Raw genomic sequence first — 13,544 nt, 5'->3', positions numbered from 1 at the left:
GTCACGTTCCACGGGGCTCCTCTGCGGGCCAGGAGTCGCCCCAGGCCGCGTCGCGGGCCGCCTTGTACAGGTCGCCGTGCCGCTTGGTGACCGTACGGCGCCGCACCTGCTCATCGGGTTCGCACAGATCGAGCAGCACCTGCCCCTTGCGGAGCTGCGGACGCCGGACCACCCGGGAAGGGGCGGGTTCGGCGGGGAGCCGGGTGGCGGCGACGTAGCTGAACTTCTCGTCCTCGTAGGCGAGGGACCCGCTCTTGACCTGCCGGTGCAGGCTGGACCGGCTGACGCGGGCCGCGAAGTGGCACCAGTCCGTGCCGGGCACGATGGGGCAGGCGGCGCTGTGCGGGCAGGGCGCGGCGACCCGGAACCCGGCGGCGATCAGCCGGTCGCGGGCCTCGATGACCCGGGCGTACCCGGCGGGGGTGCCGGCCTCGACGATGACGACCGCCTGCGCGGCAGCGGCGGCGGCGTCGACGAGGGCGGCGCGGTCGGCACCGGTCAGCTCGTTGAGTACGTAGGACACCGTGACGAGGTCGGCGCTCTCGACGGCGAGCGCGGCTCCGATCCGTGCCCGCCGCCAGTGGACCTCGCGCAGGGCGGGGAGCGAGGCGGCGATCTCCCGCCCGAGGGTGAGGGCGGGCTCGGCCCAGTCGAGCACGGTCACCGGACGCGTCCCGTCCCAGATGTCGCTGACGGCCCAGGTCGCGGCGCCGGTCCCCCCGCCCACGTCCACGTGACTGCCGGGCACCCAGCCCGGCACGGCCGCGGCGAACGCGTCCAGCGCCGAGCGCACCGCGGCGAAGGTGGCGGGCATGCGGTAGGCGGCGTAGGCGACGACGTCGGCGCGGTCGCGCAGGATGGGGGTGTCGGTCGGGGTGTCCCCGCGGTAGTTGGCGATCAGCCGCTCCACGGCCTGCGCGGCCTGCCGGGGCGGCAACCCGTCGACGAGGTCGGCGAGGGCGGTGCGCAGGGTGTCGGCGGGGTGGTTCACCCGGCGATTGTACGAGGCACTCCGTGGGGCTCGGGTTCCTTGGTCACCGGGGGTGGGTGCGGGCGCGGCCAGCTGGTCCGGGGTCCCTGGCTCACCCGGGGTGGGCGTGGACGCGGGGTGGGGACGCGAGCCCGGCGCTGCCAGGGTGCCCGGCGCGGGTGTGGGCGCGGGGTGGGGGGACGCGGGCCGGCGCTGGCCGGGTGCCGCTGCGCCCACCCGTGCCGCCCCGGCGGCACGACTGCCCGCAGCTGGGGCGACGCTGCGGGAAAGCCGCGTACGGCGCGAAGGGGTCGTGTCGGGGGGTGTCCGCCCGCAGCGGTTGGCGCGTCAACGCCCCGCACCCCCGTAGCCGACCGATTCCGCGCCGTTCCGAGGACGGACACCCCCCGGCGCGGCCCCGACCCACCCACCGGACGCACCGCGCTACGCGCACCCCCGTCAGACCCGCACCGCCCGTGCCACCCACCGGACGCACCGCGCTACGCGCACGCCCGTCAGACCCGTACCGCCCGTGCCACCCGTGTGCACAGTGCCGCGCGTGGGCGGTTGTCCGGCGCCCGGCGGCGTGGGTGGACCGTGTTGGCGAGGAGGACCGCGAAGGTGTCCGTCGCCCGGTCGAGGACCAGCATCGTGCCGGTGAACCCGGTGTGCCCCGCCGCCCCGCGCCCCGCCAGCTCGCCCATGAACCACGGCTGGTCCAGGGCGAAGCCCAGCCCCGGCGCGGTCAGCAGCAGCTCCACGAAGTCCGGCCCGAGGATCCGCGCCGGCCCGTGGGAGCCGCCCGCCAGCAGCGTCCGGCAGAAGACCGCGAGGTCCCGCCCCGTCGAGAACAGCCCCGCGTGCCCCGCCACCCCGCCCAGCGCCCACGCGTTCTCGTCGTGGACGACCCCGCGCAGCATCCCCCGGTCCACCTTGGCCCACGGCCGCCGCTGGTCCTCCGTCGCCGCGGCGTCCGGACACGGTCCGAAGCGCGTCGCCGTCATGCCCAGCGGCCGGGTGATCCCGTCCCGGACCAAGACGTCCAGGCCCCGCCCGGTGATCCGCTCCAGCACCTGTTGCAGGAGCAGCAGGTTCAGGTCCGAGTAGCAGTACGTGCCCGGCACCCCCACCGGCGGCTCCGCCCGCAGCCGCCGCAGCCGTTCCTCCTCGTCGGCACAGTCGTACAGCGGGAGTTCGGGCCGCAACCCGGAGGTGTGGGTGAGCAGTTGCCGCACGGTGACGTGGTGCCGGGCCGCGGCCCGGAAGTCCGGCAGGTACGCGCCGACCTCCGCGTCGATGCCGAGCGTGCCCCGCTCGATCTGCTGCACGGCCGCGACCGCCGTGAACAGCTTCGTCAGCGAGGCGAGATCGAACGGCGTGTCCACGCTCACCGGCACCCGCGAGCCCGCCGGCAGCTCCACGCCCCTGTCGGTGCGCGGGTCGTAGGAGGCGTAGCGCACGGCCCAGCCCGCCGCCTCCTCGACGGCGAGCACGGGCCCGCGTCCGACGGCCACGACGGCGCCCGCCGCCCAGGGGCGTTCGCCGGCGGTGAGGCCGCGTACCTGGGCGACGACACGGCGGAGCTGCCCGGCGTCGAGTCCGGCCCGCTCCGGGGTGTCGCCGCGCAGTCTGGGAGCGCTCAGTTGTCCTCCCCCTTGCCGGCTCCCTGCCCGGCCGGGGTCCGGCACAGGGTGACGAGGAACCCGAGCGCCATCACCGCCGCCACCAGCTGGACCACGGCCATGGGTACGGCGGTGTCCTCCCCCGCGATCCCGACCAGCGGCGAGGCCACCGCGCCGATGAGGAAGGAGGACGTGCCGAGCAGCGCGGAGGCGGACCCGGCGGACTTCTTGACCCGCATCAGCGCGAGCGCCTGCGTGTTGGGCAGGCTGATGCCCATCGCCGACATCAGCACGAACAGCACGGCGGCGACCGGCCCGAGCCCGACCTCTCCGAAGACGCCCAGGGACATCAGCAGCAGCGCGGTCGCGGCGGCGATCACGACGACGAGGCCGAGGCCGAGCACCCGGTCCAGCCGGACCCGCCCGACGAGGACCTTGCCGTTGATCTGCCCGACCACCACGAGGCCGATCGAGTTGAGGCCGAACAGCAGGCTGAACGTCTGCGCGGACGCACCGTAGATCTCCTGCACGACGAACGGCGACGCCGCGACGTAGGCGAACAGCGAGGCGAAGGCGAAGCCGCCGGCGAGCATGTACCCGGTGAAGGCCCGGTCGGCGAGCAGGCCGCGCATCGCGCGCAGGGTGTCGCCGACACCGCCCGCGTGCCGCTCCTCGACGGGCAGCGTCTCCGGCAGCCGGGCCCACACGACGACGCCCAGCACCACCCCGACCACCACGAGGACGACGAACACGCCCCGCCAGTCCGTCACGCGCAGGATCTGCCCGCCGATGAGCGGCGCGACGACCGGCGCGACACCGGAGATCAGCATGAGGGTGGAGAAGAAGCGGGCCATGGCCACACCGTCGTACAGGTCGCGTACGACGGCGCGGGCGATGACGATCCCGGCGGCGCCCGCGAGCCCCTGGACCAGCCGGAAGGCGACGAGGAGTTCCACGTTCGGGGCGACGGCGCACAGCGCGGTGGCGACGACGTAGACGGCGAGGCCGGCCAGCAGGGGACGCCTGCGCCCCCACTTGTCGCTCATCGGGCCGACCACGATCTGCCCGAGGGCCATGCCGGCCAGGCAGGCGGTGAGCGTGAGCTGGACGGTCGCGGCCGGTGCGCTCAGGGACCGGGTGACCTCCGGGAGCGCGGGGAGGTACATGTCCATCGCCAGCGGCGGCGTGGCGGTCAGGCTGCCGAGGATGAGGGTGACGAGCAGACCGACGCGCCGGGCGGCGGGCAGGGTCTGCGGTATGGGTGACGACTGCGATGTGTGCGGCATGTGCGTGGACGGCCCGCGCTCGGGCATGTGATGTGCCCCTCCCTCTTCTACAGATCCGCCACCTATGCTCTCAGCTCGTACGGACTCGAACGAACAAACTCGAACGACGAACGAACCTGAGCGAGGGTGGGGCAGGGTGTCAGCGGTGACCGGACAGAAGGTGCGCTGGGGGATTCTCGCGACCGGCGGGATGGCGGCGCGGTTCACGGCGGATCTGGTCGATCTGCCGGACGCGGAGGTCGTGGCGGTGGCCTCGCGGACGGAGGCGTCGGCGAAGGCGTTCGCCGAGCGGTTCGGGATACCGCGGGCGTACGGCGACTGGGAGACGCTCGCCCGGGACGAAGAGGTCGACGTGGTGTACGTCGCGACCCCGCACTCGGCGCACCGCACCGCGGCCGGCCTGTGCCTGGAGGCGGGCCGCAACGTGCTGTGCGAGAAGCCGTTCACGCTGAACGCGCGGGAGGCCGCGGAACTGGTCGCGCTCGCCCGGGAGAAGCACGTCTTCCTCATGGAGGCGATGTGGATGTACTGCAACCCGCTGGTGCGGCGCCTGAAGACGCTGGTCGACGACGGCGCGATCGGCGAGGTCCGCAGCCTCCAGGCGGACTTCGGCCTCGCGGGCCCCTTCCCGCCCGCGCACCGGCTCCGCGACCCCGCGCAGGGCGGCGGCGCGCTGCTGGACCTGGGGGTGTACCCGGTGTCGTTCGCGCAGCTGCTGCTCGGTGAGCCCTCGGACGTCGCGGCGCGAGCGGTGCTCTCCGAGGAGGGCGTGGATCTCCAGACGGGCGCGCTGCTCTCCTACGGGAGCGGCGCCCTCGCCTCGGTGCACTGCTCCATCACCGGCGGTACGCCCAACTCCGCGTCGGTCACCGGCTCCGAGGGCCGCATCGACGTCCCGAACGGCTTCTTCTTCCCGGACCACTTCGTACTGCACCGCACCGGCCGGGACCCGCAGGAGTTCCGCGCCGACCCGGCCGACGGCCCCCGCGAGAGCCTGCGGCACGAGGCCGAGGAGGTGATGCGGGCCCTGCGCGCCGGGGAGAGGGAGTCGCCGCTGGTCCCCCTCGACGGCACGCTGGCCGTGATGCGGACGCTCGACGCGATCCGGGACCGCGTCGGCGTCCACTACCCGGGCGAACAGGGCACACAGGACGCACAGAGCGACCAGGGCGACCAGGGCACACCCGGGGACCGGGGAGAAGCGGCGGAGCCGGTCGTCACGCCGGCTTGAGCCCCGGCTCCCCCGCCTCCGTCACGAAGGACCCGGCGGTGGTGAGCGGCGCGCCCTCGGTGCTGACGTGGGACACGGTCTTGAAGTCGGCGCGCGCCGACTCCCGGCCCAGCGCCACCGTGGCGTAGCCGCGCAGCCCGTTGAAGAACTTCAGGTGCGGGTTGGCGGTCATGAGGGTGTCCCAGTTGGACGGCTTCGCCGAGCCGTCGCGGCCGCTGGTGACGGAGGTGGTGACGATCTCCGTGCCCAGGGTCCGGGAGTCCGGGTCGTCGAAGTCGCGCTTGATGTCGAAGCCGTAGGAGACGTGCACGTCGCCGGTGAGGACCATGAGGTTCTCGATCCCGGCGGCCTGCGCGCCGGCCAGGACCCGCTCGCGGGAGGCCGGGTAGCCGTCCCAGGAGTCCATGGAGACCTTGGACGGCGTGGTGGTCATGTTGTACCGCCGGGAGAAGGTGACCTGCTGGGGCACCACGTTCCACAGGGCGTTCGACCGGTGCCAGCCGTTGATCAGCCAGCGCTCCTGGGCGTCGCCGGTGAGCGTGCGGCTCGGGTCCTCGGACTCGGGCCCGGGGAACTGCCAGCCGTCGCCGTACGCCTGGTTGGAGCGGTACTGCCGGGTGTCGAGGACGTCGAACTGGGCCAGGCGCCCCCAGTGCAGGCGGCGGTAGAGCTTGAGGTCGGGGCCGTCGGGCAGCTGGGGCCGGCGCAGCGGCATGTTCTCCCAGTAGGCGCGGTAGGCGGCGGCCCGGCGGATGAGGAACTCCTCCGGCGGGACGCTGTTCTCCGGGGTCTCGTCGGCGTAGTTGTTCTCGGTCTCGTGGTCGTCCCAGGTGACGATGAAGGGGTGCGCGGCGTGCGCGGCCCGCAGGTCGGGGTCCGACTTGTAGAGGGCGTACCGCAGGCGGTAGTCCTCCAGCGTCACCGTCTCGTGGTTGAAGTGGGCGGGCAGGGTGCCCGCGGGGTAGGCGCGGGAGCCGCCGGTGGCGTTCACGGCGTACTCGTAGAGGTAGTCGCCGAGGTGGAAGACGACGTCCACGTCCTCCTGGGCCAGGTGCTTGTAGGCGGTGTAGTAGCCCTCGTCGTACTTCTGGCAGGAGACCAGGCCGAAGGTGAGGTCGGAGACCCGGCTGTGCTGGGCGGGCGCGGTGCGGGTGCGGCCGGCCGGGCTGACGTACCGGCCGGCGCGGAAGCGGTAGTAGTAGACGTGGCCGGGGGCGAGGTGGTCGACCTCGACGTGCACGGTGTGGTGGAACTCGGGGTGGGCGGTGGCCCGGCCCCTTCTGACGACGCGGCGGAAGCGTTCGTCCAGGGCCAGCTCCCAGCTCACCTCGACGCGTTTGGCGGGCAGTCCGCTGTCGGCCTGGTAGGGGACCGGGGCCAGGCGCGTCCACAGCAGCACGGAGCCGGGCTGCGGGTCGCCCGAGGCGACACCGAGCGTGAAGGGGTCGGCGGTCAGCTGCGCGGCGTCCAGCTCGGCGGCGCTCGCGGTGCCGGCGGCCGGCAGGTTCACGGCGAAGGCGAGCGCGGCGGCGGCGCCGGTGATGGTCAGGAAGCGGCGGCGGCCCAGGCTGCGGGCGGCGGCGCGGAGTTCGGGCGCGTGCGAGGACTGCGACTGGGCCGGGACCGGGGTCGGGGCCTGGTGGTTCGCGGGTGTCATCCGTTCCTCCCCTAGCGGTGGTTGCCAGGGGAATTCGACGGGCCGGGAACGACCCATGCTTGGCGCGGACATGGCGATCGCATGTCGGACGGATGAGTTCCGGATGTTCCGCGACCCGTACGCTGCCGACTCATGAACACCGTGAGAACCAGCGCCGAGGAAAGCACCGGCGCACGGAAGGTCGCCGTCGTCACGGGCGCCGGATCGGGCATCGGCCGGGCGGTCGCCGTCGAACTGCTCACCGCCGGCTGGTCGGTGGCCCTGGCCGGCCGCCGCCCCGAGCCGCTGGCGGAGACGGCCGCGGCGGCACCGGCGGGCGGCGGCTCGGCCCTCACCGTCCGCGCCGACGTGTCGCGCCCGGAGGACGTGGCGGCCCTGTTCGGCGCCGTGCGCGACCGGTTCGGGCGACTGGACCTGCTGTTCAACAACGCCGGGACGTTCGGCCCCGGCGGCGTGCCGGTCGAGGATCTGCCCTACGAGGCCTGGCAGCACGTGGTGGACACCAACCTCAACGGGGCGTTCCTGTGCGCGCAGGCGGCGTACCGGCAGATGAAGGAGCAGGACCCGCGGGGCGGGCGGATCATCAACAACGGCTCGATCTCGGCGCACACGCCGCGCCCGCACTCGGTGGCGTACACGGCGACCAAGCACGCGCTGACGGGTCTGACCAAGTCGCTGTCGCTGGACGGCCGCCGCTACGGCATCGCGGTCGGCCAGATCGACATCGGCAACGCGGCGACCGACATGACGGTCGGCATGCAGACCGGCGCGCTCCAGGCCAACGGGGAGACGGCACCCGAGCCCGTGATGGACGTCGCCGACGTGGCGCGCACGGTGCGGCACATGGCCCAGCTGCCCCTGGAGGCCAACGTGCAGTTCGCGACGGTCATGGCGACGGCGATGCCGTACGTGGGGCGCGGCTGAGCAGATTCATACATTCGGAATTTCAACGTCCGCGGTATTGCGACCGGTGCAGGCCGTATGCTCAAATCTCCTTCACCGGAACTTCACACTTGAAGCGTTGGTCTTCCACAAGGCGGTCTTCCGCAAGACGGTCTTTCACAAGACCCTTCCGCGACGCTCCATGAGCCATACCGAGGGGGGAGGCGGCGGCCGTTCCGCCACACCGGCGCACCGGTGGACGGAACGGCCGCCGCACCGTTTCCCGGTTACGCCTGCCCGGTCTCGAAGCGGGCGATCCGGCCGTCCTCGTCGACAGTGAAGTCCCACCGGGTCCGCATCTCGCCCCAGGTGTCGTTGCGGTAGCGGGCGATGAGGGCGCGACCGCCGTTGGACTCCCGGTCGACCTCCAGGTGACCGTGGGAGGAGAAGATCTCCTGGTCGATCCACTGGTCGAGGTCCCGCTCGTCCCCGTCGTCGGCCATGGTGGCGTCCGGCGCGAGCAGCGCGAGGAAGGCCTCGCGGTCGTGGGCGTTGACGGCGGCGACGAAGGCGCGGACGGCCGGGTCGCTGAGTCGCGTGGTCTGAATGGTCATGGCCGCAGCGTCACACCGGCCCCGCACCCCCGCCACCGGGCCCGCCGTGCTTCGCCCGTCCGCCGCCACCCGAACGGCGCCCGGTGACGGGCCCGGACGCCGCCGACGGGCGACGGTGGACAGATGAGCCGCCATCGTCCGCGAGGAGTCGACGTGAAGTGCTGTGACCGGCGTGATCTGGGACTGCTGTTGCTCCGCCTGGGGACCGGCGGCGTCCTGGCCGCGCACGGCACGCAGAAGCTGCTCGGCTGGTTCGGCGGCGGTGGCCTCGGGGAGACCGGCCGGGCCATGGAGGCCATGGGCTACGCGCCGGGCCGGGCCAGCGCCACCACGGCGGGCCTCGCCGAGGCGGGCGGCGGGACGCTGCTGGCGCTGGGCCTGGCCACGCCGGCCGCGGGCGCGGCGGCGGCCGGCGCGATGGCGGGCGCCGCGGCGGTGCACGCCCCGAACGGCTTCTTCGCCCCGGCCGGCGGCTACGAGTACGCGGTCTCCCTCGGTCTGACCGCCGCGGGCCTCGCCGTCTCGGGCCCCGGCCGCCTCTCCCTCGACCACGCCCTCGGCCACGCGGTCAACCGGAACTGGATGGTCCCGGCCGCCCTCGCGGTGACGGCGGCGGCTACGACGGTGGTCGTCGGGGCGCGGAACAGGCGGCTGCGCAGGGCGGCCGAGGGGCGGCAGGAAGCACTCTTCGACTGAAGCTAGCGAGACCGTGGCACGCTGCTCCACATGAGCGACAACCCGGACGGCGCGCGGGCCGACGACCTCTGGAACACCGTCGACGCCCTGTGGACGTGGCTGGAGGCGGACCAGCCCGTCGGCGGCAGGGAGGGCCTGCTGCTGCGCATGCTGAAGCTGTCGGAGGAGGTCGGCGAGGTCGCCGAGGCGGTGATCGGCGCGATCGGCCAGAATCCGAGGAAGGGCGTCACCCACACCTGGGACGACGTGGAGGCGGAGCTGTGCGACGTCGTGATCACGGCGATGGTGGCCCTGCGGACCCTGACGCCCGAGGCCCGGGAGGTCTTCGGCCGGCACCTGGCGCGGGTGGCTGGACGCTCGCTGGGTGAATGAGTAAGTGAGCGAGTGAGTGAGTGACCGCAGAGGCCCGTACCCGTGAGCCGTGGCCACGGGTACGGACCGGGGCCGGGCTCGGTCAGCCCGCGGTGCAGGACACGGTCGGCCAGGTCCAGTTGCCGTTGGCCTGGATGGTGGCACCCCAGGTGTTGCCGCTGCCGTTCGACTTGGCGGTCAGCGTCTGCGCGCTGGGATAACTGGCGTTGACGTTCCAGGTCGACAGGACCTTCGCCGGGGACGGCACGTTCATCGTCACCGTCCAGTCGGCGGCACCGCTCACGGAGACGTTGAGGTTGTACCGGTCGCTCCACTTCTGCCCGGCGGACAGCGTCGCGCTGCACCCGCCGCCGCCACCGCCCCCGTTGTCGCCGCCACCGCCGCCGGTCCCCCCGACGTTGATGTTGGAGCTGCCGCTGCTCTGGTAGCCCTCGGTGGCCATGATCATGTAGTAGCTGAAGTTGCCGAGCGGCATCCCGGCCCGCGCCCACGCGTCGAAGTGGTTGCCGGTGGTGATGGTGCCGCCGGTCCGCTTCGACTGCCTGACGCTCCAGTACTGGTCGAAGGTGCGGGTGCCCTCGACGGAGGGGGCGTTGTACCGCGTCGTCTTGTAGATGTCGTACGTACCGCCGTCGGTGGTGACGGTGCCCTTGAACTCGCCAGTGGGCCGGTAGGTGCCCCAGTTGTCGACGATGTAGTACTCGACGAGCGGGTTCGACGTCCACCCGTAGAGCGCCAGGTACGCGTTGCCGGACGGGTTGAAGCTGCCCGAGTACTGCACGGTCCTGCGCCCGCCGTTGCTCCAGCCCTTGCCCGCGACGAAGTTGCCGGTGTTGCGCCACGAGGTGCTGTACTGACCGCCGGAGCCCATGTTCATGGAGACGGTGCCCTGGCTGTCGGTCCAGAACGAGTAGTAGTAGCCGTTGTTGGTGCCCTCCTGGTTGGTCGTGACGACCGTGTCCGCCTGGGCGGTGCCCGGCAGCATCAGCGCGGCGAGCGCGGCGAGGGCGACGACCCACGCGCTCCTGACGAGCAGGGTGACGGGACCTCGTCTGCGACGCCTCGGTGGGACGAGCAGGTTCATGGGGGGTGTTCCTCTCCTGCGGGTTCGGACAACGGCGACAGTGTTGACCTGCACCCATCAAGCGTCAACAGTTTCGGTAAATATTTCGAAACCTTCGACGCGCCAGGAGACGCCTCTGATCGGCCGTATATGCAGATCAGCTAGCCCTCACCCCAGGACAGCGCACCGCAAGCAGAAACCCCGCACCGAAGGACCCGGAAAGCAGGAGGCCCCCCACCGAAACTTTCGACGCATCGGGTGCGGAGCGGGGGGTGGGGGTCGCATCCAGCGGCGTGAGCCGCACAGCGGCAGACGAGTCGGGCTGTACGCCGGGTTCTGTTCCGGAAGGTCCTCGCGGGCCTTCCGGCGACGGCCATCCATCTACGACCGGCGTTGCCACCGGCCTCCAGCGGTCTACCCGCGGACTCGGGCGGGCAGCCCTCGAACGTCCGCGCAGAGCGCTTTTCACAGCGCTCCTCTTGACCTTGCTCCGGGTGGGGTTTACCTAGCTGCCCAGGTCGCCCTGGGCACTGGTGGTCTCTTACACCACCGTTTCACCCTTACCCGGGACCGAGGTCCCGGGCGGTCTGCTTTCTGTGGCACTGTCCCGCGGGTCACCCCGGGTGGCCGTTAGCCATCACCCTGCCCTGTGGAGCCCGGACGTTCCTCGGGAAGTCCCGTGAGGGACTCCACGCGGCCGCCCGCCCGGCTCGTCTGCCGTGTCGACCATGGTACCCGGCGGACCTCCCGCCCCGGACCGGCGGCGGCCGTCGCGAGGACCGAGCCGGCCAGGATCAGGGTGAAGGCGACGCCGATGCCGAGGGTCAGGTCCTCGTCCAGGAGGAGAGCGCCCGCGGCGACGGCGACCGCCGGGTTGACGTACGTGATGACGCCGGCCCGGGTCGGACCGACCTCCTTGATCAGCTCCAGGAAGGCCACGAAGGCGATCGCGGTGCAGACCAGGCCGAGGCCGGCCAGGGCTGCCAGGGCCTCGCCCGAGGGCAGGGTGGTGGGCCGGGTCAGGAAGGCGGCGGGTGCGTAGACGACGGCGGCGAGGGTGAGGCAGGGGGTGATGAGCTGGAGGGTGGGGACGTCCTTGAGGTGGCGGGCGGCTATCAGGGGGGCGGTGGCGTAACCGACGACCGTCACCAGCACCTCGGCCAGCGAACGGGCGTCGCCGCCGGTGAGGTGCGGCACGGTGAGCACGGCGACGCCCCCGAGGCCGAGGCCGAGTCCGGTGACCCGGCGGGCGCCGACCCGTTCCTCGGCGCCGAAGAAGCGGGCCAGGAGCACGGCGACGATCGGCACGCCCGCGATCAGCAGCCCCGCGGTGGAACTGGACAGGTGCCGCTCGGCGTCCGTCAGGGTCCACCAGGGGCCGATGATCTCGATCACGGCGAAGGCCAGCATGGGCTTCCAGTGGCTCCGTACGGTGCCGAGGAGGTCTCCCTTGCGCAGGGCGAAGGGGAGCAGGAGCAGCGCGCCGAGCGCACAGCGCGTGAACACCACTCCGGACGGGGACACCTCGTCCACCGCCACCTTGATCATCAGGTAGGGAACGCCCCAGACCACTCCCATCAGGGAGAACAGGAACCAGCCGCGTGCAGTCATGCGGCGAGTCTCCGCCGGGTCAGCGGGTGCGGTCTTTAACGCTGTTGCGGTACGCCGCCGGGGTCACCCCGAGCACCCGCCGGAACCAGCGGGTCAGGTGCGCCTGGTCGGCGAAGCCCACCAGCGCCGCCACCTCGGCCGGGCGCAGGCCCGCCTCCAGGAGTCCGCGCGCCCGGGCCACCCGGTGCTGGGCGAGCCAGGCGTACGGCGGCATCCCCGTCGCCGTACGGAAGGCGCGCAGGAGTTGGTAGCGGGACAGGCCGAGGTCGGTGGCGAGGGCCGCCAGGGACGGCGGGGCGAGGAGTTCGTCGGCGAGGCGGTCGCGTACGGCGCGGGCGACGCGGTCGGCGCCGGGGACCGTGTCGTCGGCCGCGCGGGCCGTGGAGTGGCGGCGGGCGAGCGCCGCGAGCAGCCAGGGCAGGCGGGACTCCGCCTCCAGCGGGTCGGGGCAGCGGGCCAGGTCGGTGTGGGCGGCGCGCAGGGCGGCGGCGAGTTCGGGATCGTCGAGGACGGGCTCGCGGAAGTGCGGGAGGGCGGCGGCGCGGGTGCCGTCGGTGAGGAGGTCCGGGGCCGCGTACAGGGCGCGGTACGAGTAGCCGTCGGGGGCGGCGGGGCCGCCGGTGTGCACCTCGCCCGGCTCCAGGACGACGAGGGAGCCCGGCCCCGAGTGGATGTGCCCGCCCCGGTAGGCGATGACCTCCAGGCCGCCGACGGTGACGCCGACGGTGTACTCGTCGTGGGCGTGCGGGGCGTAGACGTGCCGGTCGAAGCGTGCGGTCAGGAGATCGAGCGGCGGTCCTGCCGCCCCCAGCCGCGCCCTGGTCCAGCGCGCCTGTTCACCCCGTGCGCCCACCGCTGCCCACCCCCTGCCCCTACGGGATCAGAGGAAGTCGGCGGTGTCCAGGTCGAAGGAGAAGGGGGCGGGGAGCGTGAGTGACTTGCCCAAGGGGCGGGTGCAGTGCTCCCGGTAGTCGTCCCGATGGTCGATCTTCTGCGGGGTACTGAACAGCGTGATCGAGGACGCGTGCCGGTCGACCAGCAGGTAGAGGGGAATACCGCCACCTGCGTAGCAGCGGCGCTTGGCCTCGCGGTCGACCCGGGGTTTGCTCGACGTCACCTCCAGGACCATGGCAACTCCCTGACAGGGCATCCAGGGGTCGGCGCCGCGATACAGGCGCAGGTCGGTGGGAGCGAAGGTGGCGTCCGGGATGACGTGATCCATGGGCAGGTCGAGGCCGCCTCTGAGCTTCAGCCCCTTGTTCCCGGAGAAGTCCATGTCCGCCCTGGACCTCCTGATCACCTGCTTCACGATCAGGTTGATGTAGTCCTCGTGATCCCCGTCCGGCGGCGGCGTCACAACGATTTCCCCCTCGATCAGCTCGGCCCGGAAGCCTTCCGGCGTCTCCAGGGCGAGGAACCCCTCCAGCAGGACATCCGCCTGCGCCAGCGGCTCATGGGCCATGGCAGTCATGTCACGCCCCTCCTTCGGTCGCTCGCCAGACTGGGACATCGGCTGATCACCTGTCCGAGAGATCGGGAA

12 protein-coding genes, 1 other RNA gene and 1 pseudogene are annotated in these 13,544 nt (G+C 72.6%); 4 read left to right on the top strand and 10 right to left on the bottom strand.

The annotated features are described in order from the left end of the window. Window position 1: 1 nt before the first annotated feature. From ACIRGB_RS27385 to ACIRGB_RS27375, 3 genes are all read right to left on the bottom strand, one after another. A complete protein-coding gene (locus ACIRGB_RS27385; RefSeq protein WP_403870373.1) occupies window positions 2–991 on the bottom strand; it encodes a small ribosomal subunit Rsm22 family protein in 990 nt (329 codons plus the stop codon). Window positions 992–1,485: 494 nt separating this feature from the next. Further along, window positions 1,486–2,658, bottom strand: coding sequence for a serine hydrolase domain-containing protein (locus tag ACIRGB_RS27380; protein ID WP_403870370.1), 1,173 nt, complete (start codon window positions 2,656–2,658; stop codon window positions 1,486–1,488). Further along, the gene (locus ACIRGB_RS27375) at window positions 2,610–3,905 is read right to left on the bottom strand and encodes a multidrug effflux MFS transporter (protein WP_403870367.1); all 1,296 of its coding nucleotides are present in this window, start codon (window positions 3,903–3,905) and stop codon (window positions 2,610–2,612) included. Before ACIRGB_RS27375 ends, ACIRGB_RS27380 begins: the two co-directional genes overlap by 49 nt. 118 nt (window positions 3,906–4,023) lie before the next feature. On the opposite strand from ACIRGB_RS27375, the gene ACIRGB_RS27370 reads away from it, so the two are divergent. Continuing rightward, window positions 4,024–5,109 carry a Gfo/Idh/MocA family protein gene (locus ACIRGB_RS27370; RefSeq protein WP_403870364.1) on the top strand — a complete coding sequence of 362 codons (1,086 nt, stop codon included), beginning with the start codon at window positions 4,024–4,026 and terminating at the stop codon, window positions 5,107–5,109. Here ACIRGB_RS27370 and ACIRGB_RS27365 read toward each other — a convergent pair. Next, window positions 5,096–6,766 (bottom strand): alkaline phosphatase D family protein, encoded by a 1,671-nt coding sequence (locus ACIRGB_RS27365; protein WP_403870361.1) that lies wholly within the window; start codon window positions 6,764–6,766, stop codon window positions 5,096–5,098. The two genes, ACIRGB_RS27370 and ACIRGB_RS27365, sit on opposite strands and share 14 nt — an antisense overlap. A gap of 132 nt (window positions 6,767–6,898) precedes the next feature. Here ACIRGB_RS27365 and ACIRGB_RS27360 point away from each other — a divergent pair, with 132 nt between their 5' ends. Beyond that, window positions 6,899–7,690: an SDR family oxidoreductase gene (locus ACIRGB_RS27360; RefSeq protein WP_403870358.1), complete on the top strand. Its 792-nt coding sequence runs from the start codon at window positions 6,899–6,901 to the stop codon at window positions 7,688–7,690. Between the two features lie 245 nt (window positions 7,691–7,935). On the opposite strand, the gene ACIRGB_RS27355 is transcribed toward ACIRGB_RS27360, so the two are convergent. Continuing rightward, window positions 7,936–8,262, bottom strand: coding sequence for a nuclear transport factor 2 family protein (locus tag ACIRGB_RS27355; RefSeq protein WP_403870355.1), 327 nt, complete (start codon window positions 8,260–8,262; stop codon window positions 7,936–7,938). A gap of 153 nt (window positions 8,263–8,415) precedes the next feature. On the opposite strand from ACIRGB_RS27355, the gene ACIRGB_RS27350 reads away from it, so the two are divergent. Continuing rightward, on the top strand, window positions 8,416–8,958 hold the full coding sequence (locus ACIRGB_RS27350; protein WP_403870352.1) for a DoxX family protein: 543 nt from the start codon (window positions 8,416–8,418) through the stop codon (window positions 8,956–8,958). Window positions 8,959–8,988: 30 nt separating this feature from the next. Further along, window positions 8,989–9,330: a MazG-like family protein gene (locus ACIRGB_RS27345; RefSeq protein WP_403870349.1), complete on the top strand. Its 342-nt coding sequence runs from the start codon at window positions 8,989–8,991 to the stop codon at window positions 9,328–9,330. 82 nt (window positions 9,331–9,412) lie between these two features. Here ACIRGB_RS27345 and ACIRGB_RS27340 read toward each other — a convergent pair whose 3' ends face one another. The 5 genes and pseudogenes from ACIRGB_RS27340 to ACIRGB_RS27320 all read right to left on the bottom strand — a co-directional run bounded on the left by ACIRGB_RS27340 (window position 9,413) and on the right by ACIRGB_RS27320 (window position 13,475). Then, window positions 9,413–10,414, bottom strand: a complete 1,002-nt coding sequence (locus ACIRGB_RS27340; protein ID WP_403870347.1) for a glycoside hydrolase family 11 protein — start codon at window positions 10,412–10,414, stop codon at window positions 9,413–9,415. A gap of 288 nt (window positions 10,415–10,702) precedes the next feature. After that, an RNA gene (gene rnpB, locus ACIRGB_RS27335) (RNase P RNA component class A) lies at window positions 10,703–11,106 on the bottom strand. 70 nt (window positions 11,107–11,176) lie between these two features. Beyond that, window positions 11,177–12,004, bottom strand: a pseudogene (locus ACIRGB_RS27330) (DMT family transporter); the annotation flags it as partial. Window positions 12,005–12,023: 19 nt separating this feature from the next. Beyond that, the gene (locus tag ACIRGB_RS27325) at window positions 12,024–12,857 is read right to left on the bottom strand and encodes an AraC family ligand binding domain-containing protein (protein WP_403870344.1); all 834 of its coding nucleotides are present in this window, start codon (window positions 12,855–12,857) and stop codon (window positions 12,024–12,026) included. Window positions 12,858–12,884: 27 nt separating this feature from the next. Further along, the gene (locus tag ACIRGB_RS27320; RefSeq protein ID WP_403870341.1) at window positions 12,885–13,475 is read right to left on the bottom strand and encodes a Uma2 family endonuclease; all 591 of its coding nucleotides are present in this window, start codon (window positions 13,473–13,475) and stop codon (window positions 12,885–12,887) included. Window positions 13,476–13,544: the final 69 nt, after the last annotated feature.

Origin of the sequence: Streptomyces sp. NPDC102490 (assembly GCF_044765285.1) — a bacterium.
Lineage (GTDB): Bacteria > Actinomycetota > Actinomycetes > Streptomycetales > Streptomycetaceae > Streptomyces.
The sequence above is the reverse complement of the archived record's forward strand: the minus strand, read 5'-3'. Positions and strand labels throughout refer to the sequence as shown.